We start from the raw sequence: 25,090 nt of genomic DNA, 5'->3' as shown, positions 1-25,090 counted from the left end.
GAGGACCACGCCTACCTCAGGCTGAAGCGGGCCGTGTTGTTGGCCGGACGGCGGTCGCCCAGCCGCAGGGAGTAGACGGTCGCCTCGGCCCGCGGCGCGTGCCCGCGGGCCACGAAGGCGAGCATGAAACTCACCCTCCTGCCCGCGCCGACCGTACGCAGCCTGCAGCCGACGTAGGCGGGATGGGAGTCGCACCGCGCGCCCCTCGCCGACATGAGGCGCGCGCCGCCGGTGTCGAAGAAGACCCCGGCGTCGTGCACACGCCGCGGCCCGCGGTTGCGCACCACCGCGGACACGGTGACCAGACGGCCCGCGCGCGCCGCGCGCGAGAGCCTGACCGCGAGGTCCGTACCGTCGTCCACCTCGGTCAGCGTCTGGGAGTGGTTGTTCGTCTCGTCGTCGTCCACGACCTCGGAGGAGAGCGTCGCGCTCGCCGTCAGCGGGCCCCGCGCGCCGGGTTTGACCACCCCGTTGATCGTCACCCCACCGGTCTGTCCGGCGGGGACGTCCTTCGTCGCGGCGCAGACCACCTCACCGGCGGTGGCACCGGGGAGGCACTCGGCGACGTTGACCCCGATCACCTCCACCCCGTCGGGCAGCCGGACCGTGAGCAGCGGCAGCACCGCGTCTCCGGGGCCGGCGTTGCGCACCTCGGCACGGTAGGTCAGCGGCTGTCCCGGTTGCGCGCGCTTCGGGGAGACGGTCAGCCGCACCGACAGGTCGGCGCCGCCCCAGCCCTCGTCGCCGGGCGAGGCCGACGCCGCCCGGGGTACCGTCGCGAGCACGAGACAGATCACCCCTGCGACGATCCGTACCGCGACGTGCTCCCTGAACAGCGATCCCCCGACCATAAGTGATCATTGAACGCCGGGACACACCGCTCCGCGATGATCGACACGCCGCCTTTTCCCTCTGCCGTCCGTGCTCTCCGGGAGCCGGACGTACTCCGGTGAGCCGAGACGCGAAGGGGGCCCCGGTTCACCGGGGCCCCCTTCGAGCGCTGACTGGGAGGCGTCCGCTCAGATGAGACCGAGCTCACGCACCGCGGAACGCTCCTCCTCGAGCTCGCGCACCGTGGCGTCGATCCGCTCACGGGAGAAGGCGTCGATCTCCAGACCCTGGACGATCTCCCACTTGCCGTCGCGCGAGACGACCGGGAAGGAGGAGATGAGCCCCTCGGGCACGCCGTACGAGCCGTCGGAGGGGATCGCGGCCGAGGTCCACTCGGTGCCGTTGACCCAGTCGAAGACGTGGTCGATCGCCGCGTTGGCGGCGGAGGCGGCCGAGGACGCGCCACGGGCCTCGATGATCGCGGCGCCGCGCTTGGCGACGGTGGGGATGAAGGTGTCGCGCAGCCAGGCCTCGTCGACCAGCTCGGCGGCGATCTTGCCACCGACCTCGGCGTGGAAGAGGTCGGGGTACTGAGTGGCGGAGTGGTTGCCCCAGATGGTCATCTTCTTGATCTCGCTGACCGGGACCTGGAGCTTGGCGGCGAGCTGGGAGAGCGCGCGGTTGTGGTCGAGGCGGGTCATCGCGGTGAAGCGCTCGGCCGGGACGTCCGGGGCGTGCTGCTGGGCGATGAGCGCGTTGGTGTTGGCCGGGTTGCCGACCACCAGCACGCGGATGTCATCCGCCGCGTTGTCGTTGATCGCCTTGCCCTGCGGGCCGAAGATGCCGCCGTTGGCCTGGAGAAGGTCTCCGCGCTCCATGCCCTTGGTCCGGGGGCGGGCACCGACCAGGAGGGCGACGCTGGTGCCGTCGAACGCCGCGTTCGCGTCGTCGGTGACCTCGATGCCGCTCAGCAGCGGGAACGCGCAGTCGTCGAGCTCCATCGCGGTGCCCTCGGCGGCCTTGACCGCCTGCGGGATCTCCAGGAGGCTCAGCTTGACCGGGACGTCGGCGCCCAGCAGCTGGCCCGAGGCGATGCGGAAAAGCAGCGCGTAGCCGATCTGACCGGCGGCGCCGGTGACGGTGACCTTTACGGGAGTCTGGGCCATGACCTTCCCCCACTCGAAGGATGAATTGTGACGCTCGGATGCTACCCGCACACGACGAACGACCGTCGGGCGAGTGCCCCCATCCGGCTTCCAGGCGGCGGAATCGGCGTGGCGGGCACGGACCCGCGGGCGCGGTGCCAGGCCGGCGCGGTGAGAAGCGCGGCGACCGCGAAAGACGCTCCGCCGGACGCGCGCCCCCTGTACATCCGGCTCTTCGCCCTACCCGCCGACCAGGACCGACCCAGCTCGGCCACGCGTACAGCCCTGGCCTCCGCCCGGGGGACAGGACCCCCGGCCGCCCTACTAGGCGCAGGTGGCCATGGCGGGGCGGGCGTTCTCCCGTCCGGGGAACTCGACCCTGGAGAAGTGCTTGTCGAGCAGCCTGCGGACCGTGCCGTCCTTGTAGAGGGCGGCGATCGCTCCCCTGACGGCCTCGCAGGTGCGCCTGTCGCCCTTCTTGAGCGCCACCGCGTAGCGCTCGTCGGTGAGCTTGAGGCCGAGCAGCTTGTAGCGGATGCTCTCCCGGTTGCCGAAGCCGGCCAGCAGCAGGTCGTCGCCGGGGATCGCATCGATCTCACCGGCCCGCAGCTTGTCGACGCACTCGGAGTAGGTCTTGGCGGGCACCAGGGTGAGCCGCTCGACCACGTCCTGGATCACGGCCACGGAGACGCTGGCGGCCGGCTCGCACATCCGGCTGCCCTCCAGGCCCTTCACGGTCACGATCGGTGAGCCGTCCTTGACGAGGGCGTCGACGTGGGCGAGGTAGTAGGGCCCCGCGAAGGTGACGTCGTCGGTGTCGTTGATCGAGTAGGTCGCCAGCACCAGGTCGATGTCACCGTCCGCCAGCAGCTTCGGCCGCTCCGCGCGGGCGGTGGACCTGAAGGTGACGCCGCTCTCCGGCACCCCCAGCGCCTTGGCGATCTCAAGGGCCAGGTCGATCTCGAAGCCGCCCCACTTCCCGCCGTTGTTCAGTGCGATGCCGGGCAGGAAGTCGCGTACGCCGATGGTGAGCCTGCCCGTCTTGGCGGCCTTGTCGACCACCGAGGTGTACGAGGGGCGGGCGGTCTCGGCCGGCTCCGGCTCGCCCTGGGAGACGGTCCTCGGCCACCAGCGGACCGCGGCGAACGCCGCCCCCGCGATCAGCAGCACGGCGACCCCGATGGCGATCCAGCGCCTCCCCTGCCGACGGGCCGGTGGCGCCGCCGGCCCGCCGACAAGGGTCGCGGACACCTGCCAGCTGGGCGGCGGCACCTCCCCCGCCTGTTCCGGGGAGGCCACGCTGTCGCCGTACCCGGGAGACGAGGGGTACTCCCGGTAGCCGGGAGAGGACGGGTACTCGCCGTACCCGGGGGACGAGGGGTACTCCCGGTAGCTCGACAGGCGGTGCTCCGGAGAGCGGTGGTCGGGGTGGGACGGGTTCTCCGCGGGACCGTGCGCGGACGGGAGGTCGCCCCGGCCGGAGGTCTCCCGGCGTTCGCCCTGACCCGGCCGCCTGGTCCGGCCCTCCTGCCCCTCGGCACCGGCGCCCTCCTGACCAGGGCGGAGGGGCGGGTCCTGGGCGGGGTTTCCCATCCGGAACCCGGTGGACGGCAGGACCGGCTCACCCGGGGCGTTCGTCCGGTGAGTCGGGGTGCGCATCAGACTGGTCGCGTCGTCGTCGGGGCCCGGACCTTGGGCACGGGACCGGGGCCGGTCGCGGCCCTGATCACGAGCCTGGGACTCGTCGCGATCCCGGGTGCGGGAGCGGAGCTCGTCGGGGGCGGCGACCTTGGCCCCCTGGGTGAGGATCGCGGGCGAGGCGTTCACCGTCTCGGGGTGGCCGAGCAGCCTGAGCAGGATCTGGTCCGCCGAGGGCCGGTCGGCGGGTGACTTGGCCAGCGCCGAGGTGACCACGCCGCGCAGCGGCTGCGGCAGCGAGCCGAGGTCGACCTCGTGGTTGAGGATGCGGTTGAGCACCACGGCGATCGACCTCCCCTCGAAGATCGTCTCGCCGGTCGCGGCGAACGCGATGGTCGCTCCCCAGGCGAAGACGTCGGTGTGCGGCCCGACGGCGGAGCCGGAGATCTGCTCGGGCGCCATGTAGGCGGGGGTGCCGATGGCCCGGCTGGTGATCGTGCCGGTGGAGTCGAGGATGCGGGCGATGCCGAAGTCGACGACCCTCGGGCCGTCGGCGGCGATGAGCACGTTGTCCGGTTTGAAATCGCGGTGCACGATCGAGGCGTGGTGGATCGCGGTGAGCGCGGTGGCCGTGCCGATCGCCAGCCGCTGCAGCGCGGCGCCCCGCAGGGGGCCGTCGGTCTCCACGACCTCGCTCAGCGACCTGCCCTCGATGTACTCACTCGCGATGTAGGGGGTGTCGCCCTTGAGGTCGGCGTCCAGGACGGCCGCCGTACAGAAGGACGCGACCCGCTGGGCCGCCCGCGCCTCCCTGGCGAACCTGGACCTGGCGATCGCGTCGCCGGAGAACTTCACGTGCAGCAACTTGATCGCCGCCCGCTCCCCCGCGGCGTTGATCCCGAGGTAGACGATGCCCTGCCCGCCCTCGCCGATCTTCCCGACGACACGGAACGGCCCGAGCTGGCGCGGCTCTCCCGCTTCCAGTGGCGCGATCTCCGACATCATCGTCCCCACGGTCTCGTAATCTCCGACGTGGCAAACTTTACGGCGCCACGACTCATACCCTCCCTTTGTTATCCCGACGTGACCTCAGTTTTCCTACAACGTGGCCATGTCCACAGCCCTCGTCATGGTGAGATGCCAGACACGTTCACTCCCCAATCTCCGACATTCACCCCAATCTGGCGCTCCAGCCGCTTAGATCGTTACCGTTGTACGTCCCTCAGGCAAGCCGGAGCAAAAACTTCCATGCGCCGATATATCGGTTATCGCGAGTTCGTACAGCGCGATCAGCGTTCCCTCGTCGGCACCGCCCTCCTTCTCACCGGCAGCCACGAGCAGGCCATCCGCCTCGCCCTGCGCTCCTTCCACACGGTCGCCCTCTCCTGGCCGCCACCGGTGTGGGAGAACCCCACCACGCACGCCCAGATCGCGCTCTACCGCCGCTTCCTGGCGCGGCCGAGCGCCGCCGGGCCGACGGCTCTGGTGCGGCTGCCTCCCCGGCAGCGCCTCCTCGTCGTCGCCTGCCTGCACGACGGCAGGAGCCGCGCCGAGATGGCCTCCGTCCTCGGGCTGCCGGAGAAGACGGTGGAGGCGGAGATCACCGAGGCGGTCGACACCCTCACCAAGGGGAACGAGACCCGCCTCGTCAACAGGATGGCCACGGCGGCGGGCGAGGCGTCGGTTCCCGACCTCAGCGCCCGGTCCATGCGCACGCTCAGGCGACGTCGCAACCGGGGAGCCCTCCTCGCCGTGGCGGCGACGCTGGTACCGGTCGGCCTGATCGCCGCCTTCGTCATGTTCCAGCGCGCGGAGGTGTGGAACTCGGCGCTGGGCGAGCGGAACCGGCCGCACGCCGCGCAGGCCCAGGAGCCGGTACGGGCCTCCAGCCCCGCGCCGAGCGCCACCCCGGCACCGTGGCAGGCGCCGCGGACCTCCTCGGTGATCCGCTACGCGATCCCCGGCCGCTGTCCCGGCCAGGGCGTCCAGGCGGACGACACGTCCCCGGCACGGGCCGGCGACGTGACCTGCGCGGGCTGGACCCTGAAACTGGTCCCCAGCGGCTCTGAGAACTCCGCTCCCGGCCTTCCCCCGTGCGAGGGCACAGATCCCTGCGAGTCGACGCTGAGCGTTCCCGACGCCGCTCAGCGCCTCGCGCGCGGCGACGGCGGGGAGCACCCTCGACTGGTTCCCGCCATCAGCCATGACGGGCGCCGCATCGCCTACCTCAGCGCGGCGGAGCGCCGCTATGTCGCCCACGACCTCGGCAGCGGGGTGAAGCGCTACCTGTCGCCGGTTCTCGCCTCCGCCGACACCGAGAACGGCACGCTGGTGAGCGTCTCCTCCAACGGCCGCCACTTCACGGTCACGCTCGGCGAGCGGCGGCTGCGAACCGACTTCACGACCGGTGACCTGACGTCCGTACCCACGGAGCAGCTGCCGCCGACCGAGAAGGTCGCCGCCTGGCTTGGCAAGAGGTACGGCACCTGGGCCGACTCTCCCAGCGGTAGGTACTCCGCCGCGATCGTCGCGGGGAAGGGCGAGGACCCCCACAGTCTCCATGTCATCGACGCCGAGTCGCGGCGGGTCTTCAGGCGGCTCCCGCTCCCCGAGACGGAGCGGCCCGCCACCGCCGAGGTGGTGAGCTGGCTAGACACCCGCGAGGTGGTCGTCAGGATGAGTGCCAGGGACGGTGGCGAACCCCTCGGCCTCTTCCGGGTGGACGCCGTCACCGGACGGGCGCGCCCCCTGCCCGGCCTCCCCGCCGACGCCCCGATCGTGCTGGGGGCCGCGGTGACCCCGTGACCCCGTACGACCAGCGGTACAACACGGAAAAGAGCCGCCCCGCCCCGGGAGCACGGCGGCCCCGTGATCCCGTACGACCAGCGGGAAAACACGGAAAAGGGCCGCCGTGGGGGCGGCCCTTCTCTCGCGGTCGGGGATTGACCTGACGCGGTCAGACCATCTTCTTCTTCAGGTTCTCGTCCAGCGCCGCCAGGAAGTCCTGGGTGGTCAGCCACTTGGCGTCGCCGCCGACCAGCAGGGCGAGGTCCTTGGTCATCTGACCGCCTTCGACGGTCTCGATGCAGACCTGCTCCAGCTTGTCCGCGAAGTCGATCACCGCGGGGGTGTTGTCGAGCTTGCCGCGGTGCTGGAGACCCCGGGTCCACGCGAAGATCGAGGCGATCGGGTTCGTGGAGGTGGGGTTGCCCTTCTGGTGCTCACGGTAGTGACGGGTCACCGTGCCGTGAGCGGCCTCGGCCTCGACGGTCCGGCCGTCGGGGGTGAGCAGGACCGAGGTCATCAGGCCGAGGGAGCCGAAGCCCTGGGCGACGGTGTCGGACTGGACGTCGCCGTCGTAGTTCTTGGCGGCCCAGACGTATCCGCCCTCCCACTTGAGCGCCGCGGCGACCATGTCGTCGATCAGGCGGTGCTCGTAGGTGATTCCGGCGGCTTCGAAGTCGGCCTTGAACTCGGTCTCGAAGACCTCGGCGAAGATGTCCTTGAAGCGGCCGTCGTAGGCCTTCAGGATCGTGTTCTTGGTGGAGAGGTAGACCGGGTAGCCGCGCGACAGGCCGTACCGCATGGAAGCGCGGGCGAAGTCGCGGATCGAGTCGTCCAGGTTGTACATCGCCATCGCGATGCCGGGGCCGGGGAAGTCGTAGACGTCGAGCTTGATCGGCTCCGAGCCGTCCTTGGGCGTGTAGGTGAGGGTCAGGGTGCCCTCGCCGGGGATCTTCAGGTCGGTGGCGCGGTACTGGTCGCCGAACGCGTGACGGCCGATGATGATCGGCTTGGTCCAGCCGGGGACGAGCCTCGGCACGTTGGACATGATGATCGGCTCGCGGAAGATGACACCGCCGAGAATGTTACGGATGGTCCCGTTCGGGGACTTCCACATCTTCTTGAGGCCGAACTCCTCGACCCGAGCCTCGTCAGGAGTGATCGTGGCGCACTTGACGCCGACTCCGTACTGCTTGATCGCGTTGGCGGCGTCGATCGTCACCTGGTCGTCGGTGGCGTCGCGGTGCTCGATCCCGAGGTCGTAGTACTTCAGGTCGACGTCGAGGTAGGGAAGGATCAGCTGGTCCTTGATGAACTGCCAGATGATCCGGGTCATCTCGTCGCCGTCAAGCTCGACGACGGGGCCCTCTACCTTGATCTTGGGCATGCGTGTGGTTCCCCTTCTGAACTAAATTGGCCAGACAGTCCTTTTTGAGGCTCACTGGCCGTTGAGGCTATCGGACCGGGCCAACCGCCTTGCGGCGTACCCGCTCGTCTGACCTATCGCATCGGCATGAGAGCCGGGAATTCGAGGATCAGCCCGCCCGCCATCAGGGCGATTCCGAGAACGGCGAGGGTGAGGGCGTCCGTGGTCTTGCGGCGCACGGCGAGCCGCCCACCTCCGGCCAGCCGGGCCAGTGCCCCCAGCGTCATGACGGCACCGAGGGCGAAACCGCCCCACTCGGGCATGTCCAGCAGCACCGCGAAGACCATCGCGGCGACCGCGCCGGCCAGCACCAGCGGATACGGTCCCCAGCGTTCCTCGCTCGCGTTCACCGCTCGCGCGTTCATCGACCCACCCTCCGCTCTCGCCTCTGATTCCGACTCATCGCTCGGCGATCGGCTTCCACTTCTGGTCCCGCTCGCCGATGTACTCGCTGTCCGGGCGGATCAGCCGGTTGTCGGCATGCTGCTCGATGACGTGTGCGGTCCATCCTGACATGCGGCTGACCGAGAAGACCGGGGTGAACAGGTCCGTCGGGATGCCGAGGTAGTGGTAGACCGTCGCCGCGTAGAAGTCGACGTTCGGATAGAGGCCCTTGGTCTCGAAGACGACCTCCTCCATCTCCTTCGACATCCGGTAGTACGTGTCGTCACCGGATGCCTCGCCGAGTTCCCGCGACATCTGGCGCAGGTGCGTGGCGCGCGGGTCCTCGGTCTTGTAGACCCGGTGCCCGAAGCCCATGATCTTCTCGCCCGCGGCGAGCCTGTCGCGTACCGACTGGGCGACGGCGCCCGCGTCGAGCGACTCCAGGGTGCGCATGACCTGCTCGTTGGCGCCGCCGTGCAGGGGACCCTTGAGGGTGCCGATGGCCGCCACGATGGCCGAGTGCATGTCGGACAGGGTCGCGGCGCAGACCCGGGCGGCGAACGTGGAGGCGTTCATCGTGTGGTCGGCGTGCAGGACCAGGCAGGTGTCGAAGATCTCGACCTCGCGCTCACCGGGGGTACGGCCGGTGATCTGGAGGAGGAAGTTCGCCGCCACGCTCAGGGAGGGGTCCGGGTCACGGATGACGGCACCGGTCCTGGCCGCATGGTAACGGGCGACGAGGATCGGCTGCTGCGCGGTCAACCTGGCGGCCTTGCGCAGATTCGCCTCGGGGGCGTTGGACTCCTTGTCCGGATCATCACCTCCGGCCAGCGAGACCAGCGTGCGCAGCGCCTCCATCGGGGCCTGTCTCTCCGCGATCTCCGAGATGTTGGCCTCGACGAGCGTGCCGAGCCTACGCCCTCGAACCAGTTCCTCTTCGTAGGCCGAGAGCTGTTCCCGGGTGGGGAGCGTGCCGTACTGCAGCAGGTGCGCGGTCTCTTCGAAGGTGGTGCGGCCGGCCAGATCGTGGATGTCGTAGCCACGATAGAAGAGGCGACCGGCCTGACCGTCGATGTCACTGAGCGCTGTGGACGCGGCTACGACATCGGCGAGACCTTTGGTGGGCTTGTCCGCCATGAGTGTTTCCTCCGCTTATCTGTGCCCGAAGTCTACCTGTGAGCAGCGGAAACCCTCCCGAGAGGTCCAGGCCAATTTCAGGAATGATTCTCCTTCTGGCAAAGGCGATTCCCCATCACCTCGTTTGGGTAAGCCGGAGCTGTAGGAATAGTTACGGCGGGCTACCTGGGGAGGAACTGCCGTGGAGGGGCCGTTCATACGCATCGAGGACACCGGTGAAGTGGTCCCGTTGCGCCCCGAGATCACGACGATCGGACGTGGCCGTGGAGTGGACATCCGGCTGACCGATCCGAGTGTGTCCCGGCTGCACGCGGAATTCGTCCGGCGCGGACCCTACCTGTATGTCGTTGATCTGGGCCTGTCCCGCAACGGCACTCGGGTCAACGGCCGACCGATCGCCCGGAGGGTGCTTGACGACGGTGACGTGGTGTCCTTCGGCGCGGCACGAGGCAGGATCGGCGGGGTGCCTCGCGAGGACTTCGCCCCGGAGGTCGAGCTCCGCCGCGCCGCGGCACCGGAGCTGACCAGGCGGGAGGTGGACGTCCTGACGTCGCTCTGCCGTCCGGCGTTGTCGGACGAGGCGTTCGTCGCACCGGCCACGGCCAGGGAGATCGCCGACGACCTGGTGGTGACGGAGGCGGCCGTCAAGCAGCACCTCCTGCGTCTCTACCAGAAGTTCCGGATCCCCGAGGGGACCAACCGGCGCACCAGGCTGGCGAACGAGGTCGTCGCCCTGGGGTTGGTGAGGCCCACCCCCGTGGTGCCCTCGCAGCGTGCCACCGGTGCCCCGGAGTCCCAGCCGGCGGCCACCGCCGCGAACCGCAGGGCGTCGTAGCCGGGCCACCCGAGAGACCGGCAGCACCCGGGTGACCGGTCCCGCCCTGGGACCGGTCACCCGGGGATATCGGCCTGCTCGGCGAGGCCTGTCCGGTGGGACTTCCGCGATGAGGTCTGTCCCGCGAAGCCGGCCTCGTGAGACCGGCCCGAGATGAGACCGGCCCGTACGCGGGATCCTGCCTGCCCGCGGGGTCAGCCCCGCTCGCGGGCGCGCCTCTCCGCGGCCTCGACCACGTTGGTGAGCAGCATGGCCCGGGTCATCGGGCCCACACCGCCGGGGTTGGGGGTGAGGAAGCCCGCGACCTCCTCGACGCCGGGGGCGATGTCACCGGCGATCTTCCCGTCGACCCGGGAGACGCCGACGTCCAGCACGGCGGCGCCCGGCTTCACCATGTCCGCGGTGATCAGATGCGGCACCCCGGCCGCGGCGACGACGATGTCGGCGCGCCTGGTGTGGGCCGCGAGGTCCTGGGTGCCGGTGTGGCAGAGGGTGACCGTGGCGTTCTCCGAGCGGCGGGTCAGCAGCAGGCCGAGCGAGCGGCCCACGGTGATACCGCGGCCGACCACGACGACCTCCGCCCCCTTGAGCGGCACCCCGTACTCCTGCAGGAGCACGACGATGCCGTACGGCGTGCAGGGCAGCGGCGCGTCGACCATGTGGACCAGACGGCCCAGGTTGGCCGGGTGGAGGCCGTCGGCGTCCTTCGCCGGGTCCATCCGCTCGATCAGCGCCTGCGTGTCGAGGTGACGGGGCAGCGGGAGCTGGACGATGTAGCCGGTGCACTCCGCGGAGGCGTTGAGCTCGTCGACGACCGCCTCGACCTCGGCCTGGGTGGCGTTCTCCGGCAGGTCCCTGCGGAGGGAGGAGATGCCTACCTCCGCGCAGTCGCGGTGCTTGCCCGCCACGTAGATCTGGCTGCCCGGATCCTCTCCCACCAGAACCGTGCCGAGCCCGGGGACGATGCCCTGCTCCTTCAGCGCGGTCACCCGCGTCGTGAGGTCTGCCTTGATCTTTGCCGCTGTGGCCTTGCCGTCGAGAATCCGCGCACTCATACCGCCAACCCTCTCACGAGGACGGATCGCGCTCCGCTTCCCTCCGCTCGATGATCCTGCGGGTGAAGGGGATCCACTCCACGACCCGCCCGCCGAGGTAGGCCGCACCGAGCGCGATGATGATCATCATCCATGGGCTACCCCAGAAATCCTGCATGATCACAAAGGAGTACAGAGCGTGGTCGAGCAGTGGCATGAGGGGTCTCCGCGACAGGAACGAAAGGGACGCTTCAGACTAATCGCAGGTCAAACCTTTTTCCCCCAAGTAATCCTGTCTAATTCGCCACTCTCCTATCTCCCGGGTGCGGCTGCCACACCTGTGCGGCAGCCGCACCCGGGAGAGGAGATCAGTGGAAGAAGTGACGGGTGCCGGTGAAGTAGAGGGTCACTCCCGCCGCCTCGGCCGCGGCGATGACCTCCTCGTCCCTGATCGAGCCACCCGGCTCCACGACCGCCTTCACTCCCGCGTCGATGAGGATCTGCAGGCCGTCGGCGAAGGGGAAGAACGCGTCGGAGGCCGCCGCGGCCCCCTGGACGCGCTCGCCCGCCCTGGAGACCGCGAGCCGCGCCGAGTCGACGCGGTTGACCTGGCCCATGCCGACGCCCACGCTCGCGCCGTCCGCGGCCAGCAGGATCGCGTTGGACTTCACCGAGCGGCACGCCCTCCAGGCGAAGGCCAGATCCGCGAGGACCTCGGCGGAGGCGGCGGGCCCCGCCTTCAGTTCCCAGGTGGACGGGTCGTCGCCCGGGGCGTCGACCCGGTCGGCGTTCTGCACCAGCAGGCCGCCGTCGATCCGGCGGAACTCCAGCGGGTTGGACGGCCCCCGCGGGCAGGCCAGCAGCCGGATGTTCTTCTTACCGGTGAGCTGCGCCAGCGCCTCGGCCGTGTAGGAGGGAGCCACCACGACCTCGGTGAACACCTCGGCGATCTGGCGGGCCAGCTCCTCGGTCACCTCCGCGTTGACCGCGATCACGCCGCCGTACGCGGAGACGGGGTCGCAGGCGTGTGCCTTGCGGTGCGCCTCGGCGACGTCGGCGCCGACCGCGATGCCGCACGGGTTCTGGTGCTTGATGATCGCCACGGCGGGCCCGTCGAAGTCCCACGCCGCCCGCCAGGCGGCGTCGGCGTCCAGGTAGTTGTTGTAGGACATCTCCTTGCCGTGCAGCTGCTCGGCGTCCGCCAGGCCGGCTTTCCCGCTGGAGTACAGGGCCGCGCCCTGGTGCGGGTTCTCGCCGTAGCGCAGCGGCGACTTGAGCTCCCAGGCCGCGCCCAGGTAGCCCGGCCACACGCCCTCCTCGGCCGCGTAGACGTCCGCGAACCAGGTGGCCACCGCGGTGTCGTAGGAGGCGGTGTGCGCGTACGCGGCGGCGGCCAGACGGCGGCGCTCGGTGAGGGTGAAGCCGCCCGCGGCGACCGCGGCGAGCACGTCACCGTAGGAGGCCGGGTCGACCACGACCGCGGCGGTGCCGTGGTTCTTGGCCCCGGCCCGGATCATCGCGGGACCGCCGATGTCGATCTGCTCCACGCACTCGGCGCCGGAGGCGCCGGAGGCCACGGTCTCCTGGAACGGGTAGAGGTTGACCACCACCAGCTCGAACGGCTCGATCTCCAGCTCTTCGAGCTGCTTGACGTGGGAGGGGTTGCCACCGTCGGCCAGCAGGCCGGCGTGCACGCGCGGGTGCAGCGTCTTGACCCGGCCGTCGAGGCACTCGGGGAAGCCGGTCAGCGACTCGACGGGAGTGACGGGGACGCCGAAAGAGGTGATCTTCGCGGCGGTGCCCCCGGTGGAGACGATCTCCACACCCGCGGCGTCGAGCCCACGGGCCAACTCCTCCAGCCCGCTCTTGTCATACACCGCGATCAACGCGCGCCGGATGGCGATGCGGGTCACTTCGTGCTCCTCCTGGTTGGTTCCGGTTTCTCCGGGGCGCCCGGCTCATCCACCGGGTCGTCCGAATCGAACAGTCCTGCCGATGACGGTCCAGCCCTCGCGGGCCATCCGGCCGACGGTGTCGACGAGCAGATGACGCTCGACGGACTTGATGCGCTCGTGCAGTGCCGCCTCGTCGTCGTCGTCCAGCACGGGCACGGCCTCCTGGGCGATGATCGGCCCGGTGTCGACACCCGCGTCGGCGAGCATCACGGTGCAGCCGGTGACGCGCACGCCGTACGAGAGCGCGTCGCGCACACCGTGCGCACCCGGGAAGGATGGCAGCAGCGCGGGATGGGTGTTGAGGACCGGGAAGGCCTCCAGCGTCGGCTTGCCGAGAATCTTCATGAACCCCGCGCAGACCACGAGGTCCGGCCGGTACGCCGCGATGCGGGCGGCGAGCGCCCGATCCCAGTCCTCGCGGGTGGGGTGGTCGGCCATCCTCTCCACGAAGGTCGGCACCCCCGCGCGCTGCGCGCGTGCCAACCCCTCGACACCATCTCGATCGGCACCCACGGCCACCACTCTGGCGCCGTAGGTCTCGTCTGCCACAGCGTCCAGAAGGGCCTGTAGGTTGGTTCCAGAACCGGACACGAGGACCACAAGCCGAACGGCCTGGGATGACACCGACGCACTCCATTCGGACGGGGACTCACGCCGCTGCAAGGGTATCGGCCTGTCCGCACGAACGATGCAAGGAGGTCAGGTGACACTGCCGGTCCAGGTACGGTCCACCGAGAGCGCCGGTCGAAGGGCCCTGTGGCTCGCGGTCACCGCGGTGGTGATGACGTTGGTGCTCCCCCTCGCGGGAGTCGTCATGGCGATTTTCGCCCTTGTCACCTCAATCCGTGCGATCCCCACGCTGCGTTCCGTCCCCAAACCCATCGGCACCGCCGTGGCGGGCATCGTGCTCTCCGCCGGGGCGCTGCTGGTGTCGGCCGGGGTGACCGCGATGCAGTTCTACTTCAGCGACGAACTGGCCGCCTATACCGAGTGCGGTAAGGGAGCGGGCACCATCTCGGCGCAGAACGATTGCGTGGAGCGGCTTGAGCGGGCCATGGAGAAGAAGATGCCCTTCGTCCAGCCCGGCCAGCTGCAGTTCCCCTTCCCTCCCTGAGCGGGTCGCCTGAGCGGGTCGCCTGATCGACACGCCTGGGACGAGACGGCCGAGCAGGTGATCCGCGGCAGCGCTCAGTCGCGGTCCCAGGCGTAGGGGTCGACGTAGATCACATGGCCGCCCTTGTCGTCGGTCTCGTCGACGATGTCGCGCCGGGGCGGGCGCGGCGGCTCGGGGCGGCGGGCCTTCGGCGAGCTCTCCGCGGCGGCCGAGGCGTGCTCGTCCTCCCAGTCGTCCCTGATGACCGGGATCGGCTGGGTGTCGCACTCCGTGGCGTCCAGCCAGTGACCGGGGAGCTTGCGGAGCTCCTCCGACTCGGCGAAGCCGACCTTGCTGGCCACCGAGCCGGCGGCCTTGGCGATCTTGACTCCGGCCTTGCGGACCGGCGCGGTGGCCGTGCCCACCCTGGCCGCCGCCTTGGTGACCGCCGCGTTGTGCCCCCGGAAGATCAGCCACCAGTTGGCCAGCCCGGCGGCGATCCCCGCCGCGACACCCACCTCCAGCGTCACCGAGAGCATCACCTCCCACCCCGCCGGTCCCACCGCGGACAGCCTCGCGCCACCGAGCGGGCCACCGGAGAGCGCCGCCAACAGGCCCGCCACCGCCCCGGTCGCCAGCCCGCAGGCGAACCCCCACAGCGGTGCTCCCTCGTACGAGGGGGAGGGCGAGATCCGGACGACCAGGACGCCCGCCACCGCGCCGGCCAGGAAAGGCACCGCGATCACGACCATCACCCAGGCGGGGGTCGGGCCCGCCTCCGGCAGCGCGCCCAGGATCGGCAGGCTCGGCACCGTGCCCAGTTGCACGCCCGTCGGCGCAACCAGCGTGCCGGTGCCGATCGCGAAACCGGGTCCCGCGATGTAGGCCATGCCCCAGATGACGGCGTTGAGCAGGTAGAGCCCCTGGATCAGCAGGAGCAGCAGCCCGCCGACGAACCCCGGGGAAAGGATCCCGGACAGCTCCCCGACCTGCCCGAAGTTGATCGCGACGGCCCCGAGCACCATGACGGCGCCCGCCACGAGCATGATCATCAGTGCGGCGGACGTGCCGACCACCACCGAGCGCAGCCGCTCGGGCAGCAGGCGCAGCATCGATCGCCAGGGCCCGATCGTCCTGGCGACGGCCACGGAGCCCGCGATGAAGGCCAGCACCAGATGGCTGACCAGCACTTCACCGAGGAAGGGCTGGGTGATCTCGTTCCTGGCGACCAGCGCGATGATCCCGGCCAGCAGCGCGTACGGCGCCGCCAGTGAGATGCCCGCCTGGGCGACCAGGATCAGCTGTGCCCTGCGGCGGGCGTTGGACACCTCCTTGGGAGTGTTCTTGGGCAGCCGGGCGGGCAGCCGGAGCCGCAGGTCCGCGTCCCTGGCCATCCACATCCCGGCGCGGTACAGCAGGAAGGCGGGCAGGACCGTCAGTCCGAGCGGGAGCAGGCCCACCGAGCCGCCGGGGATCGCGAAGCCCGCGTGGTGCGCGGCCAGCCAGAGCTGCGAAGCGGTACGGAACACCGCGGGCAGACCGGAACCGAGCGCGCCGCGCGGTGCGGCGATCCAGCCGACCAGGGTGAGCGTGGTGAGCACCGCCAGGCCCACGCCGAGCGTCCAGGCGGCCGCGAGCATCCCGGAGACGGGAAGCGGCCGGCGGACGTCGTCGTCGTCACCCGTGAGGCCGGGCAGGGGGATACGGCTGAGGACGTTGCGGGGAGCCGTCCGGAGCTGATCGAAGAGGGCCGTCACAGTAGTCGATGGTCTCAGGATCTTCGGTGCGGAAGAGACTTCCGCGCCCCGCGTGTCGCGGACGGCGTGCCAGAAGCGGCCTGTGGTATTCCGGCGAAGCCGGTCCGGGACACCCCGCGCGCCGCGCGCGGTCTTCCCCGTGCCATCCCGCCCGTGCCATCCCGGCGGTCACCGATACGGGACAGCCGGCCGGACATCGGTGACATCCGGGACGGCGAAGGGCGCCCGGCGGGATGCCGGGCGCCCTCGGTCGTACTCGGTGCGGCGGAACCCGCGCGGTGCCGGCGGCGGGGGCGCCGCCGGCTCGCGCGGCACCGTGCCGCGTTCGCTCACCCGGGACTCTCGTCCCGGACCCTCGTCAGAGGGACTCGATGACCTCGCGCATCAGGCGGGCGGTCTCGCTCGGGGTCTTGCCGACGCGGACGCCGACCTTCTCCAGAGCGTCCTTCTTGGCCTGGGCGGTGCCGGCCGAGCCGGACACGATCGCGCCCGCGTGGCCCATGGTCTTGCCCTCGGGGGCGGTGAAGCCCGCCACGTAGGCGACGACCGGCTTGGTGACGTGCTGCTCGATGTAGGCGGCCGCGCGCTCCTCGGCGTCGCCGCCGATCTCGCCGATCATCACGATCGCGTCGGTGCCCGGGTCGTCCTGGAATGCCTGCAGCGCGTCGATGTGGGTGGTGCCGATGACCGGGTCGCCACCGATGCCCACTGCGGTGGAGAAGCCGATGTCACGCAGCTCGTACATGAGCTGGTAGGTCAGCGTGCCCGACTTCGAGACCAGGCCGATGCGGCCGGCGCTGGTGATGTCGGCCGGAATGATGCCCGCGTTGGAGGCGCCGGGCGAGGCGATGCCGGGGCAGTTCGGCCCGATGATGCGGGTCTTGCCGCCCTTGGCGATCGCGTAGGCCCAGAACTCGGTGGTGTCGTGGATCGGGACACCCTCGGTGATGACCACGCAGAGCGGGATCTCGGCGTCGATGGCCTCCTTGACCGCGTCCTTGGTGAACGCCGGGGGCACGAAGACGACCGACACGTCGGCGCCGGTCTCCTTCATGGCCTCGGCGACGGTGCCGAAGACGGGCAGGCCCTCGTGGACGGTGCCGGCCTTGCGGGCGTTGACACCGCCGACGACGCGGGCACCGGAGGCGAGCATGCGGCGGGTGTGCTTGGTGCCCTCACCGCCGGTCATGCCCTGGACGATGATCTTGCTGTTCTCGGTCAGCCAGATGGCCATTACGCACCTACCGCGGCGAGCTCGGCGGCGCGCTTGGCCGCATCGTCCATGGTGTCCACCAGTTCGACGCCGGGAAGCTTGGCGTCGGAGAGAATCTGCCGCCCGAGTTCGGCGTTGTTGCCGTCCAGCCGGACGACCAGCGGGCGGCTCACGGCCTCACCGCGGGACTCCAGCAGCTGGAAGGCCGAGACGATGCCGTTGGCGACCGCGTCACAGGCGGTGATGCCGCCGAAGACGTTGACGAAGATCGACTTCACCGCGGGGTCGGAGATGATGATCTCCAGGCCGGCCGCCATCACCTCGGCCGAGGCGCCGCCGCCGATGTCGAGGAAGTTGGCGGGCTTGGGCTGGCCGGGGAAGGCCTCGCCGGCGTAGGCGACGACGTCCAGGGTCGACATGACCAGACCCGCGCCGTTGCCGATGATGCCGACGGAACCGTCGAGCTTGACGTAGTTGAGGTCCTTGGCCTTGGCCGCGGCCTCCAGCGGGTCCTCGGCGGCCTTGTCCTCAAGGGCCTCGTGGTCCGCCTGGCGGAAGGACGCGTTGTCGTCGAGGGTGACCTTGCCGTCGAGGGCCTTGACCTGGCCGTCCGCGGACAGGATCATCGGGTTGACCTCGACGAGCGAGGCGTCCTCGTCGACGAAGGCGCACCAGAGCTTCTCGATGAGGTCGGCGGCGCCGTCGAGCGACGCCTCCGGCAGGCCGCCGGCCTGGGCGATCTCACGGGCCCTGGCCCGGTCGACGCCGTCCAGGGGGGAGATCGGAACCTGCGCCACCTTCTCGGGGTTGGTGTGCGCGACCTCTTCGATCTCCATGCCGCCCGCGGCGGAGCAGATGGCGAGGAACGTGCGGTTCGCGCGGTCGAGCAGGAAGGAGAAGTAGTACTCCTCCGCGATCGCGCTGGCCTCCTCGACCAGGACCTTGTGGACCGTGTGGCCCTTGATGTCCATGCCGAGGATGTCGGTGGCCTTGCTTGCGGCGTCGGCGGCGTCGTCAGCCACCTTCACGCCACCGGCCTTGCCGCGGCCACCGGTCTTGACCTGGGCCTTGACGACAACACGGCCGGTCAGCTGCTCGGCTGCCGCCCGTGCCTCCTCCACGGTGTGCGCGACGATACCGCGCGGCACCGGGATGCCGTACTCCGCGAAGAGCTCCTTCGCCTGATGTTCGAACAGGTCCACGAGGGTCCGTCCTTGCTTGTCCGGCTGGTGTATAGATCTGAGTGGGCCGGCTCCACGATCGAAGGGGGAGCGCGGCGGTTTTGCGCCAATGAAGCGTAGCCCGCCTCATGGCATGGCCAGGTAACCGGGTCCCAGATCGCGCATCCCGAATGTTGTTCGCGTCGCCATGAGCGGACGTCGTCCGGCACCTGTCGCCAGACCGGTGTGGCATGGCCGTCTGCGGAAAGACCCGCCGGCGAGAGGGGGCGCGGGCGCCCCGAACCTCGTCGGAACTCGCCGGATCTCGTCAGACGGGCGAGGGGATCGCGCTCCGTACCCAGTCGACGATCTCCTGGGTGGTGGCGCCCGGGGTGAAGATCCGCGCGACGCCCATCTCCTGGAGCGCGGGCATGTCGGCCTCGGGAATGATCCCGCCGCCGAACACCACGATGTCGCTCGCGTCGTTCTCCCTCAGCAGCTCCAGCACCCTGGCGAAGAGCGTCATGTGCGCGCCGGACAGGATGGACAGCCCGATCGCCGCGGCGTCCTCCTGGATCGCGGTGCGCACCACCTGCTCCGGGGTCTGGTGCAGGCCCGTGTAGACGACCTCCATCCCGGCGTCCCGCAGCGCCCTGGCCACGATCTTCACCCCCCTGTCGTGGCCGTCCAGCCCCGGCTTGGCGATGACGACGCGGATCCTCGGCACGGCGTCCATCCAGACCTCCTCCTCCGCGCTCTCCTCGCAGCGTAACCGGCCTCATCTCGCCGGAGCCTTCCCGCCACCGCGATTCTCGGCCCCTCGAATCCGCCGTCGCGGTCTCGCGGAGCCTTCGCGTGCCGTACGGCTCAAACTCGCGCAATCCATGGACGCGAGTTGTTGGTGCGCGCCATAGCCCGCGGGCCGGGGGTTGGCTAGCTTGGCGGACCTTGACTCCTGGGGAGGAAGCCGATGAGACGGTGGGTCACTCTGCTCGCGGTCGTACTGGCCGGTTCGGTGCTGCCCATGTCGGCGGCGGAGGCGGGAACGGCGGGGGCCGGGGTCGCGGGGGTGGCACCGCCGCCGTCTCCGGTGACGAGGCTGAGGCAGCAGTTCGGCGAGCACACGGGGCTGCGGATCTCCGACGTCGGGCGCGTCTATCGGGGCGGCAAGGCGGTGGTCACCATCTGGCGCAAAGGCCGGGTGGAGTTCGACGAGACCGGGGTGTACGGCACGGACACGGTGGGACGGACCGAGCTGGGCAGAGGGGCCGTGAAGGAGCTGGAGCGGCAGCTCGGCCGGCGGCTCGGCTCGACCCGGGTGATCTGTTTCCCGAACGAGGCGTACCTCTCCGGCCCCGGCTACGAGACATGGCTGCCCGAGGGGAAGGCCTGGCTCGGGCTGATCGGCCCGGCGAACATCAAGCAGACCGCCGCCCTGCCGCAGATCGTTGACATCTTCGAACCCGCCACCCTGGGCACCCTGCTGTCCCACACCGCCGTGCGCAGGAAGCTGCGCTCGGGCACGTTCCTGCAGGGCGCCGTGACGCTGCGCACGCTCTACAAGGCCTCCCCCTCGCTCCGCGACAGGCTGGCCGGGCCGCCCAAGGGCAGGAGCGCCAGGATCCCGGTCGGCTTCAGGCTCTGGCTGGACCGCTCGAACCTGGTCCGCAGGCTGAGCACCACCTGGCGGCAGCCGCTCGGCGGCAGTCCCGGCAAGTACACGACCACGGTGGTGGACACCCGCTACACCGGCTGGGGCTCGTCCGTCACCCTCGTTCCGCCGCCTCCCGAGGACACCGCCGACGCCGGCCGGGTCGGCGCCGACTTCCCCGAGCCGGCGGTCCTGCCGATCGGCTGACCTGCCGCTCTGCCGTTCGAGTACGCATCGGGCGGACTCCCCGCAGGGGGTGAAAGCCTCGACACGTCGCGGGGCTCTCACCGCCTTTCCGGTACGGGCCCCGGAGGCGACACCCGGGTGAACACATTTGGAGTGCGCGAATGTGGCGGACTCCTTCGGCATGCCATGAAAAACAAATATGACGGTCCGTGATTGAGCGGAGACACAAAATCTGCCGCGATATGGCGGACGGCAGTCCCTCCCCGCAGTCCGCGAAAGCATCCCTGCACGAAATATGCACGTTTAATTCAAGGTAATCCTCCAGGCGCGCTACCCTTTCGTGATCTTGCTCCGCGAGAGTGTGTCGATCCCTCCCCGACGGGGCCGAGGGAGCAGTCAGGAGGATTTTCTTTTGAAGCGATACATCGCCGGCCTGGCGTGCGCCGCAACGGCCGTGCTGAGCGTTCCGGCGCTCGCATCGACCGCACACGCGCAGGCCGCCGATCCGATCAGCGCGCTGAAGAGCCAGTTCAAAAACGGCCGTGGCGTTAGCTATGTGGACACCACGAAGGTGAGCAGTTCGTACGCTAAAGAGGTCATGGCCCAGCGCAAGGGGGTGTTGCAGTTCGGCGCCTCCGGAATCAGCGCGTCCGACCAGACCACCAAGCTGCGCATCAAGGCGAGTGACATCGCGGCGATCTCGGAGGATCTGAGCGAGGAGGACGCCAAGATGCTGGCCGGCTTGGCCAAGCCGGAGCGGGTGATTCGCATTAAGAACACCTCCTATGTCTCCGGCGGCATCTTCGGCCAGTTCCTGCCCGAGGGCAAGAATTGGCTGAAGATGCCAGGCGTCCTGGGCAACAACGGCCGGGTGGTCCAGCTCGTCAACCCGGCGGAACCCGCGACGCTCAAGGCCCTGCTCGCACACGCCACGGTCAAGCGCCCGACCGCCTACGCGGGAAAGATCACCTTCGGTGAGCTCTACAAGGTCTCGCCGTGGTTCCGGGCCGGCCTCTTCGTTCCCCCGAACGCCAAGCAGGCCAAGACCGTGGTGCAGTGGAAGCTGACCCTCGGATCCGACCAGCTCGCGAGAAGCCTGAGCACCACCTATTCCGGGAGCGCCCTGGGTGCGAACGGCATGAACGTGACCGTCGAGACCCGCTACACCGGCTGGGGTTCCAAGGTCACGGTCAAGGCGCCGCCCGCCGACCAGATCGCCAAGCCGAACGAGCTGGGCAAGGGTGTGGACACTGAAGCTCCCATCCCCCTGCTGGGTGCCAGCTGATCATCTCCCGTTGATCGTCTCCCGCGCCCGGCGAGCTTGGCTCGCCGGGCGCGGCGTGCTGCGGGCCTCTACCGGCACCCAGCACCTTCGGTGATTCTTGATCCAATATTTCGGCATATAGGGAAGAATCTTCTTCCCCCTCCGCAACGACGCGAGGACACATACGGGAGGACCCCAATGAGGCGAACGATCGCCGCCCTGACCGGCGCCACCGTGGCGGCCCTGATGGTTCCCACGCTGGTGACCGTCGCCCCGGCGAGCGCCCAGACCGCTCAGACCACGAAGACCGCCCAGACCGCGAAGTCCGACCCGGTCTCGGCGCTGAAGCGCCAGTTCAGAACCCACAGGGGCGTGAAGCTCACCGAGAACACGAAGATCGTCGGTGCGGGCAAGAAGCAGCGGACGATCTTCACCAGGCGCAACGGCGTGCTGGAGTTCGGCAAGTCGGGCCTGGTCGCCTCGGATCTGACCACCAAGTTCAACCTGCCCACCCAGGACGGCGAGTTCAAGGGCCTGTTCACCCCATCGCGGACGATCTCGCTGAAGGGCGTCTCCTACACCTCGGGCGGCTTCTTCGCCGACTCCATGCCCGAGGGCAAGAAGTGGCTGCGCGTCCGCGGCGACTCCCTCTCCCTGGTCAGCGCCATTCAGCAGATCATCAGCACCGTCGAACCGGGAACGCTGAAGGCGACCCTGGCCCACACCGGCGCCAGGCGCCCCGGCGGGACCTGGGACGGCACCCGGACCACCGTCCACTCGGGCACGATCACGCTGGGCGAGCTCTTCAAGGTCTCCCCCTCGGTACGCGCGATGCTGGGCACGAAGCCCACCGGCAGGTCCGCCACCCTCCCGGTGACCTGGAAGATCTACATCGGCTCCGACCAGCTGGTCCGCCGGGTCGTGTCGTCGTACACCGAGTCCACCCAGGGCCTCAACAGCACCGAGCTGACCTACGTCAACGACACCCGCTACACCGGCTGGGGCACCAAGGTCACCGTCAAGGCACCGCCCGCCGACCAGGTGGCCGACTTCGACGAGCTCACCGTCGGCGCCGACCAGCCCGAGGACCCCATCAGGGAACTCCTCACGAACTGATCCGGGGACCGGAGCGCGGGAAGGGCACGGCGAGCGGCGGCCGCCGTGCCCTTCCCCTTCCCCCGAGTCCGGAACCGGCGGCAAGGGGCCACCGGACGCTCCGGAGATCTCAGAGTTTCTCCAGTTGTTTCGCGTACGCCAGCAGCAGGACCTTCTCCCCCACTCCGCCACCGAAGTCGATCTTGGCCTTGGTCTTCTCGGCGACGCCGTCCACGGACACCACGGTGCCCAGGCCGAACTTGTCGTGGGTGACCCGGTCGCCGGGGGCCAGGTTGGGGATCTGCCTGCCCTCGGACTTCCTGACCGGGGCGGGGCGGGAGTCGCGGCGGGTGGCGGCACTCCAGGCGCTCTTCTCCGGGTTGCCGCGCCACTCGACCAGATCGGCCGGGATCTCCGCGACGAACCGGGAGGCCGGGTTGAACGCGGGCGAACCCCAGGAACTGCGGACGGCGGCCCGGGAGACATAGAGGCGCTGCTCGGCACGGGTGATGCCAACGTAGGCCAGGCGGCGCTCCTCCTCCAGCTCCTTCGGCTCGCCGAGCGAGCGCATGTGCGGGAAGACCCCGTCCTCCATTCCGGTGAGGAACACCACGGGGAACTCAAGTCCCTTGGCGGTGTGCAGCGTCATCAGCGTCACCACGCCCTGGCCCCCGTCGGCCGCCGGGATCTGGTCGGCATCGGCGACCAGGGAGATCTGCTCCAGGAACTCCACCAGCGTGCCCTCGGGGTTGGCCTCCTCGAACTCGGAGGCGACCGAGATCATCTCGTCCAGGTTCTCCAGGCGGCTCTCGTCCTGCGGGTCGTTGGAGGCGGTGAGCTCCAGACGGTATCCGGTGCTCCCCAGCACCTCCTGGGCCAGCTGTGAGGGCGACAGGTCGTCGGCCTTCACCATCAGCTCGTCCATCAGATCGACGAACTCGGCGATGGCCTTGAGCGAGCGGGTGGCCATGCCCGGCGCGTCGTCCGCCCGGCGGAGCGCCTCCCAGTAGGGGATCCGCTCCCTGCTCGCGAACGCCTCGACCATCGCCTCGGCCCGCTCGCCGATGCCGCGCTTGGGCACGTTGAGGATGCGGCGCAGCGACACCACGTCGTTCGGGTTGGACAGGAAGCGCAGGTAGGCCAGCAGGTCGCGGACCTCCTTGCGCTCGTAGAAGCGCACCCCGCCCACCACCTTGTACGGCAGGCCGGTCCTGATGAAGATCTCCTCGAACACCCGGGAGGCGGCGTTGGTCCGGTAGAACACGGCGACCTGGCCGGGTACCACGTCCTCGTGGTCGGTGAGCCTGTCGACCTCCTGGGCGACGAACATCGCCTCGTCGTGCTCGTTGTCGGCGACATAGCCGATGATCTTCGCCCCGGCCCCCTGGTCGGACCAGAGGTTCTTGGGTTTGCGGCTCTCGTTGCGCGAGATCACCGCGTTGGCGGCGGACAGGATCGTCTGGGTGGAGCGGTAGTTCTGCTCCAGCAGGATCGTCCTGGCCTCCGGGTAGTCGCGCTCGAACTCCAGGATGTTGCGGATCGTCGCGCCGCGGAAGGCATAGATCGACTGGTCGGCGTCACCCACCACGCACAGCTCGGCCGGGGCGACACCCCCCTCCCTGACCAGGTCTCCGTCGGCGGTGCGCAGCTCGGGACGGCCCGCGAGCTCGCGGATCAGGGTGTACTGCGCGTGGTTGGTGTCCTGGTACTCGTCGACCATGATGTGGCGCCAGCGGAGCCGGTAGTGCTCGGCCACGTCGGGGAAGATCTGGAACAGCGTCACCGTCAGCATGATGAGGTCGTCGAAGTCCATCGCTCCGGCCTCGGTGAGCTTCTGCTGGTAGTTGCGGTACGCCTCGGCGAGCTTGCGCTCCAGGTGGGTGGAGGCCTGGGCGGCCGCCGTCTCGTAGTCGATCAGCTCGTTCTTGAAGTTGCTGACCTGGGCGGAGAAGGACCTCGGCGGGTAACGCTTGGGATCGAGGTCCATCTCGCGGCAGACCATCGCCATCAGGCGTTGCGAGTCGGCCTGGTCGTAGATGGAGAAGCCCGAGGGAAAGCCCAGGCGCTTGGCCTCACGGCGCAGGATCCGCACGCACGCGCTGTGGAAGGTCATCACCCACATCGCCGCCGAACGCGGGCCGATGAGCTTGTCGACCCGGTCCTTCATCTCCCGTGCGGCCTTGTTGGTGAAGGTGATCGCCAGGATCTCCTGCGGCTGCACACCCCGCTCGCCCAGCAGATAGGCGATGCGGTGGGTCAGCACCCGGGTCTTGCCGGAACCCGCGCCCGCGACGATGAGCAGGGGGCTGCCGTGGTGCACGACGGCCTCGCGCTGCTGAGGGTTGAGCCCGTCGAGCAACGGGTGGGTCAGAGAGGAGGCTGGGATCGACACGTCCCCTAGGTTAGAACGACCGGCCGACAACCGGGTCCAACGGTCGTAAAGGAATGTGGGCGGACCCCGCTGCGGTTGTGACGATCGAACGTACGCGGAGAAGACGGAAG

General features: G+C 69.7%; 21 protein-coding genes. 6 read left to right on the top strand and 15 right to left on the bottom strand.

What is annotated here, in order from left to right; all coding sequences use genetic code 11:
• Window positions 1-11: 11 nt before the first annotated feature.
• From ABT130_RS16110 to ABT130_RS16100, 3 genes are all read right to left on the bottom strand, one after another.
• Window positions 12-851 carry a hypothetical protein gene (locus ABT130_RS16110; RefSeq protein ID WP_350911617.1) on the bottom strand — a complete coding sequence of 280 codons (840 nt, stop codon included), beginning with the start codon at window positions 849-851 and terminating at the stop codon, window positions 12-14.
• Window positions 852-1,019: 168 nt separating this feature from the next.
• Window positions 1,020-1,997 (bottom strand): malate dehydrogenase, encoded by a 978-nt coding sequence (locus tag ABT130_RS16105; RefSeq protein WP_350911615.1) that lies wholly within the window; start codon window positions 1,995-1,997, stop codon window positions 1,020-1,022.
• A gap of 303 nt (window positions 1,998-2,300) precedes the next feature.
• Window positions 2,301-4,619, bottom strand: coding sequence for a protein kinase domain-containing protein (locus ABT130_RS16100; RefSeq protein WP_350956150.1), 2,319 nt, complete (start codon window positions 4,617-4,619; stop codon window positions 2,301-2,303).
• Window positions 4,620-4,862: 243 nt separating this feature from the next.
• Here ABT130_RS16100 and ABT130_RS16095 point away from each other — a divergent pair, with 243 nt between their 5' ends.
• Window positions 4,863-6,419: a sigma factor-like helix-turn-helix DNA-binding protein gene (locus tag ABT130_RS16095; RefSeq protein ID WP_350956148.1), complete on the top strand. Its 1,557-nt coding sequence runs from the start codon at window positions 4,863-4,865 to the stop codon at window positions 6,417-6,419.
• 151 nt (window positions 6,420-6,570) lie between these two features.
• Here the strand turns inward: ABT130_RS16095 and ABT130_RS16090 are convergent, their stop codons facing one another.
• The 3 genes from ABT130_RS16090 to ABT130_RS16080 form a co-directional block, all read right to left on the bottom strand.
• Window positions 6,571-7,785 (bottom strand): NADP-dependent isocitrate dehydrogenase, encoded by a 1,215-nt coding sequence (locus ABT130_RS16090; protein WP_350911610.1) that lies wholly within the window; start codon window positions 7,783-7,785, stop codon window positions 6,571-6,573.
• Window positions 7,786-7,898: 113 nt separating this feature from the next.
• Window positions 7,899-8,189, bottom strand: a complete 291-nt coding sequence (locus ABT130_RS16085) for a DUF3017 domain-containing protein (protein ID WP_350956146.1) — start codon at window positions 8,187-8,189, stop codon at window positions 7,899-7,901.
• A 34-nt stretch (window positions 8,190-8,223) separates the two neighbouring features.
• A complete protein-coding gene (locus ABT130_RS16080; RefSeq protein ID WP_350956144.1) occupies window positions 8,224-9,345 on the bottom strand; it encodes a citrate/2-methylcitrate synthase in 1,122 nt (373 codons plus the stop codon).
• Window positions 9,346-9,526: 181 nt separating this feature from the next.
• On the opposite strand from ABT130_RS16080, the gene ABT130_RS16075 reads away from it, so the two are divergent.
• Complete coding sequence (locus ABT130_RS16075) at window positions 9,527-10,180, top strand: FHA domain-containing protein (RefSeq protein WP_350911604.1); 654 nt, start codon at window positions 9,527-9,529, stop codon at window positions 10,178-10,180.
• Window positions 10,181-10,374: 194 nt separating this feature from the next.
• On the opposite strand, the gene ABT130_RS16070 is transcribed toward ABT130_RS16075, so the two are convergent.
• The 4 genes from ABT130_RS16070 to purN all read right to left on the bottom strand — a co-directional run bounded on the left by ABT130_RS16070 (window position 10,375) and on the right by purN (window position 13,793).
• On the bottom strand, window positions 10,375-11,235 hold the full coding sequence (locus ABT130_RS16070; RefSeq protein ID WP_350956142.1) for a bifunctional methylenetetrahydrofolate dehydrogenase/methenyltetrahydrofolate cyclohydrolase: 861 nt from the start codon (window positions 11,233-11,235) through the stop codon (window positions 10,375-10,377).
• A 13-nt stretch (window positions 11,236-11,248) separates the two neighbouring features.
• Complete coding sequence (locus ABT130_RS16065; protein WP_350911601.1) at window positions 11,249-11,431, bottom strand: hypothetical protein; 183 nt, start codon at window positions 11,429-11,431, stop codon at window positions 11,249-11,251.
• A 151-nt stretch (window positions 11,432-11,582) separates the two neighbouring features.
• Window positions 11,583-13,127 (bottom strand): bifunctional phosphoribosylaminoimidazolecarboxamide formyltransferase/IMP cyclohydrolase, encoded by a 1,545-nt coding sequence (gene purH / locus ABT130_RS16060; RefSeq protein ID WP_350911599.1) that lies wholly within the window; start codon window positions 13,125-13,127, stop codon window positions 11,583-11,585.
• 45 nt (window positions 13,128-13,172) lie between these two features.
• Complete coding sequence (gene purN, locus ABT130_RS16055) at window positions 13,173-13,793, bottom strand: phosphoribosylglycinamide formyltransferase (RefSeq protein ID WP_350911597.1); 621 nt, start codon at window positions 13,791-13,793, stop codon at window positions 13,173-13,175.
• Between the two features lie 79 nt (window positions 13,794-13,872).
• On the opposite strand from purN, the gene ABT130_RS16050 reads away from it, so the two are divergent.
• Window positions 13,873-14,283: a hypothetical protein gene (locus tag ABT130_RS16050; protein ID WP_350911595.1), complete on the top strand. Its 411-nt coding sequence runs from the start codon at window positions 13,873-13,875 to the stop codon at window positions 14,281-14,283.
• 74 nt (window positions 14,284-14,357) lie between these two features.
• On the opposite strand, the gene ABT130_RS16045 is transcribed toward ABT130_RS16050, so the two are convergent.
• From ABT130_RS16045 to icmB, 4 genes are all read right to left on the bottom strand, one after another.
• Window positions 14,358-16,019, bottom strand: coding sequence for a cell division protein PerM (locus ABT130_RS16045; RefSeq protein ID WP_350956140.1), 1,662 nt, complete (start codon window positions 16,017-16,019; stop codon window positions 14,358-14,360).
• A 358-nt stretch (window positions 16,020-16,377) separates the two neighbouring features.
• Window positions 16,378-17,253 carry a succinate--CoA ligase subunit alpha gene (sucD, locus tag ABT130_RS16040; RefSeq protein ID WP_350911591.1) on the bottom strand — a complete coding sequence of 292 codons (876 nt, stop codon included), beginning with the start codon at window positions 17,251-17,253 and terminating at the stop codon, window positions 16,378-16,380.
• Window positions 17,253-18,434 (bottom strand): ADP-forming succinate--CoA ligase subunit beta, encoded by a 1,182-nt coding sequence (gene sucC, locus ABT130_RS16035; protein ID WP_350911589.1) that lies wholly within the window; start codon window positions 18,432-18,434, stop codon window positions 17,253-17,255. Before sucC ends, sucD begins: the two co-directional genes overlap by 1 nt.
• A gap of 286 nt (window positions 18,435-18,720) precedes the next feature.
• Window positions 18,721-19,128, bottom strand: coding sequence for a coenzyme B12-dependent isobutyryl CoA mutase small subunit (gene icmB / locus ABT130_RS16030; protein WP_350956138.1), 408 nt, complete (start codon window positions 19,126-19,128; stop codon window positions 18,721-18,723).
• 234 nt (window positions 19,129-19,362) lie between these two features.
• Here icmB and ABT130_RS16025 point away from each other — a divergent pair, with 234 nt between their 5' ends.
• The 3 genes from ABT130_RS16025 to ABT130_RS16015 all read left to right on the top strand — a co-directional run bounded on the left by ABT130_RS16025 (window position 19,363) and on the right by ABT130_RS16015 (window position 22,609).
• The gene (locus tag ABT130_RS16025) at window positions 19,363-20,250 is read left to right on the top strand and encodes a hypothetical protein (protein ID WP_350956136.1); all 888 of its coding nucleotides are present in this window, start codon (window positions 19,363-19,365) and stop codon (window positions 20,248-20,250) included.
• Between the two features lie 391 nt (window positions 20,251-20,641).
• On the top strand, window positions 20,642-21,514 hold the full coding sequence (locus ABT130_RS16020; protein WP_350956134.1) for a hypothetical protein: 873 nt from the start codon (window positions 20,642-20,644) through the stop codon (window positions 21,512-21,514).
• Between the two features lie 177 nt (window positions 21,515-21,691).
• Window positions 21,692-22,609, top strand: a complete 918-nt coding sequence (locus ABT130_RS16015) for a hypothetical protein (protein WP_350956132.1) — start codon at window positions 21,692-21,694, stop codon at window positions 22,607-22,609.
• A gap of 109 nt (window positions 22,610-22,718) precedes the next feature.
• On the opposite strand, the gene pcrA is transcribed toward ABT130_RS16015, so the two are convergent.
• Complete coding sequence (gene pcrA / locus ABT130_RS16010; protein ID WP_350956161.1) at window positions 22,719-24,974, bottom strand: DNA helicase PcrA; 2,256 nt, start codon at window positions 24,972-24,974, stop codon at window positions 22,719-22,721.
• Window positions 24,975-25,090: the final 116 nt, after the last annotated feature.

It is taken from the genome of Streptosporangium sp. NPDC001681, assembly GCF_040298085.1.
Lineage (GTDB): Bacteria > Actinomycetota > Actinomycetes > Streptosporangiales > Streptosporangiaceae > Streptosporangium.
This window is presented reverse-complemented; position numbering and strand designations above follow the sequence as displayed.

What these genes read in the sequence shown, in the direction of transcription:
- ABT130_RS16095 (WP_350956148.1), top strand. Translation starts at nt 4,863, where the DNA reads ATGCGCCGATATATCGGTTATCGCGAGTTCGTACAGCGCGATCAGCGT.
- ABT130_RS16110 (WP_350911617.1), bottom strand. Translation starts at nt 851, where the DNA reads ATGGTCGGGGGATCGCTGTTCAGGGAGCACGTCGCGGTACGGATCGTC.
- ABT130_RS16085 (WP_350956146.1), bottom strand. Translation starts at nt 8,189, where the DNA reads ATGAACGCGCGAGCGGTGAACGCGAGCGAGGAACGCTGGGGACCGTAT.
- ABT130_RS16080 (WP_350956144.1), bottom strand. Translation starts at nt 9,345, where the DNA reads ATGGCGGACAAGCCCACCAAAGGTCTCGCCGATGTCGTAGCCGCGTCC.
- ABT130_RS16025 (WP_350956136.1), top strand. Translation starts at nt 19,363, where the DNA reads ATGAGACGGTGGGTCACTCTGCTCGCGGTCGTACTGGCCGGTTCGGTG.
- ABT130_RS16015 (WP_350956132.1), top strand. Translation starts at nt 21,692, where the DNA reads ATGAGGCGAACGATCGCCGCCCTGACCGGCGCCACCGTGGCGGCCCTG.
- ABT130_RS16090 (WP_350911610.1), bottom strand. Translation starts at nt 7,785, where the DNA reads ATGCCCAAGATCAAGGTAGAGGGCCCCGTCGTCGAGCTTGACGGCGAC.
- ABT130_RS16065 (WP_350911601.1), bottom strand. Translation starts at nt 11,431, where the DNA reads ATGCCACTGCTCGACCACGCTCTGTACTCCTTTGTGATCATGCAGGAT.
- icmB (WP_350956138.1), bottom strand. Translation starts at nt 19,128, where the DNA reads ATGGACGCCGTGCCGAGGATCCGCGTCGTCATCGCCAAGCCGGGGCTG.
- ABT130_RS16105 (WP_350911615.1), bottom strand. Translation starts at nt 1,997, where the DNA reads ATGGCCCAGACTCCCGTAAAGGTCACCGTCACCGGCGCCGCCGGTCAG.
- ABT130_RS16070 (WP_350956142.1), bottom strand. Translation starts at nt 11,235, where the DNA reads ATGAGTGCGCGGATTCTCGACGGCAAGGCCACAGCGGCAAAGATCAAG.
- sucD (WP_350911591.1), bottom strand. Translation starts at nt 17,253, where the DNA reads ATGGCCATCTGGCTGACCGAGAACAGCAAGATCATCGTCCAGGGCATG.
- ABT130_RS16100 (WP_350956150.1), bottom strand. Translation starts at nt 4,619, where the DNA reads ATGATGTCGGAGATCGCGCCACTGGAAGCGGGAGAGCCGCGCCAGCTC.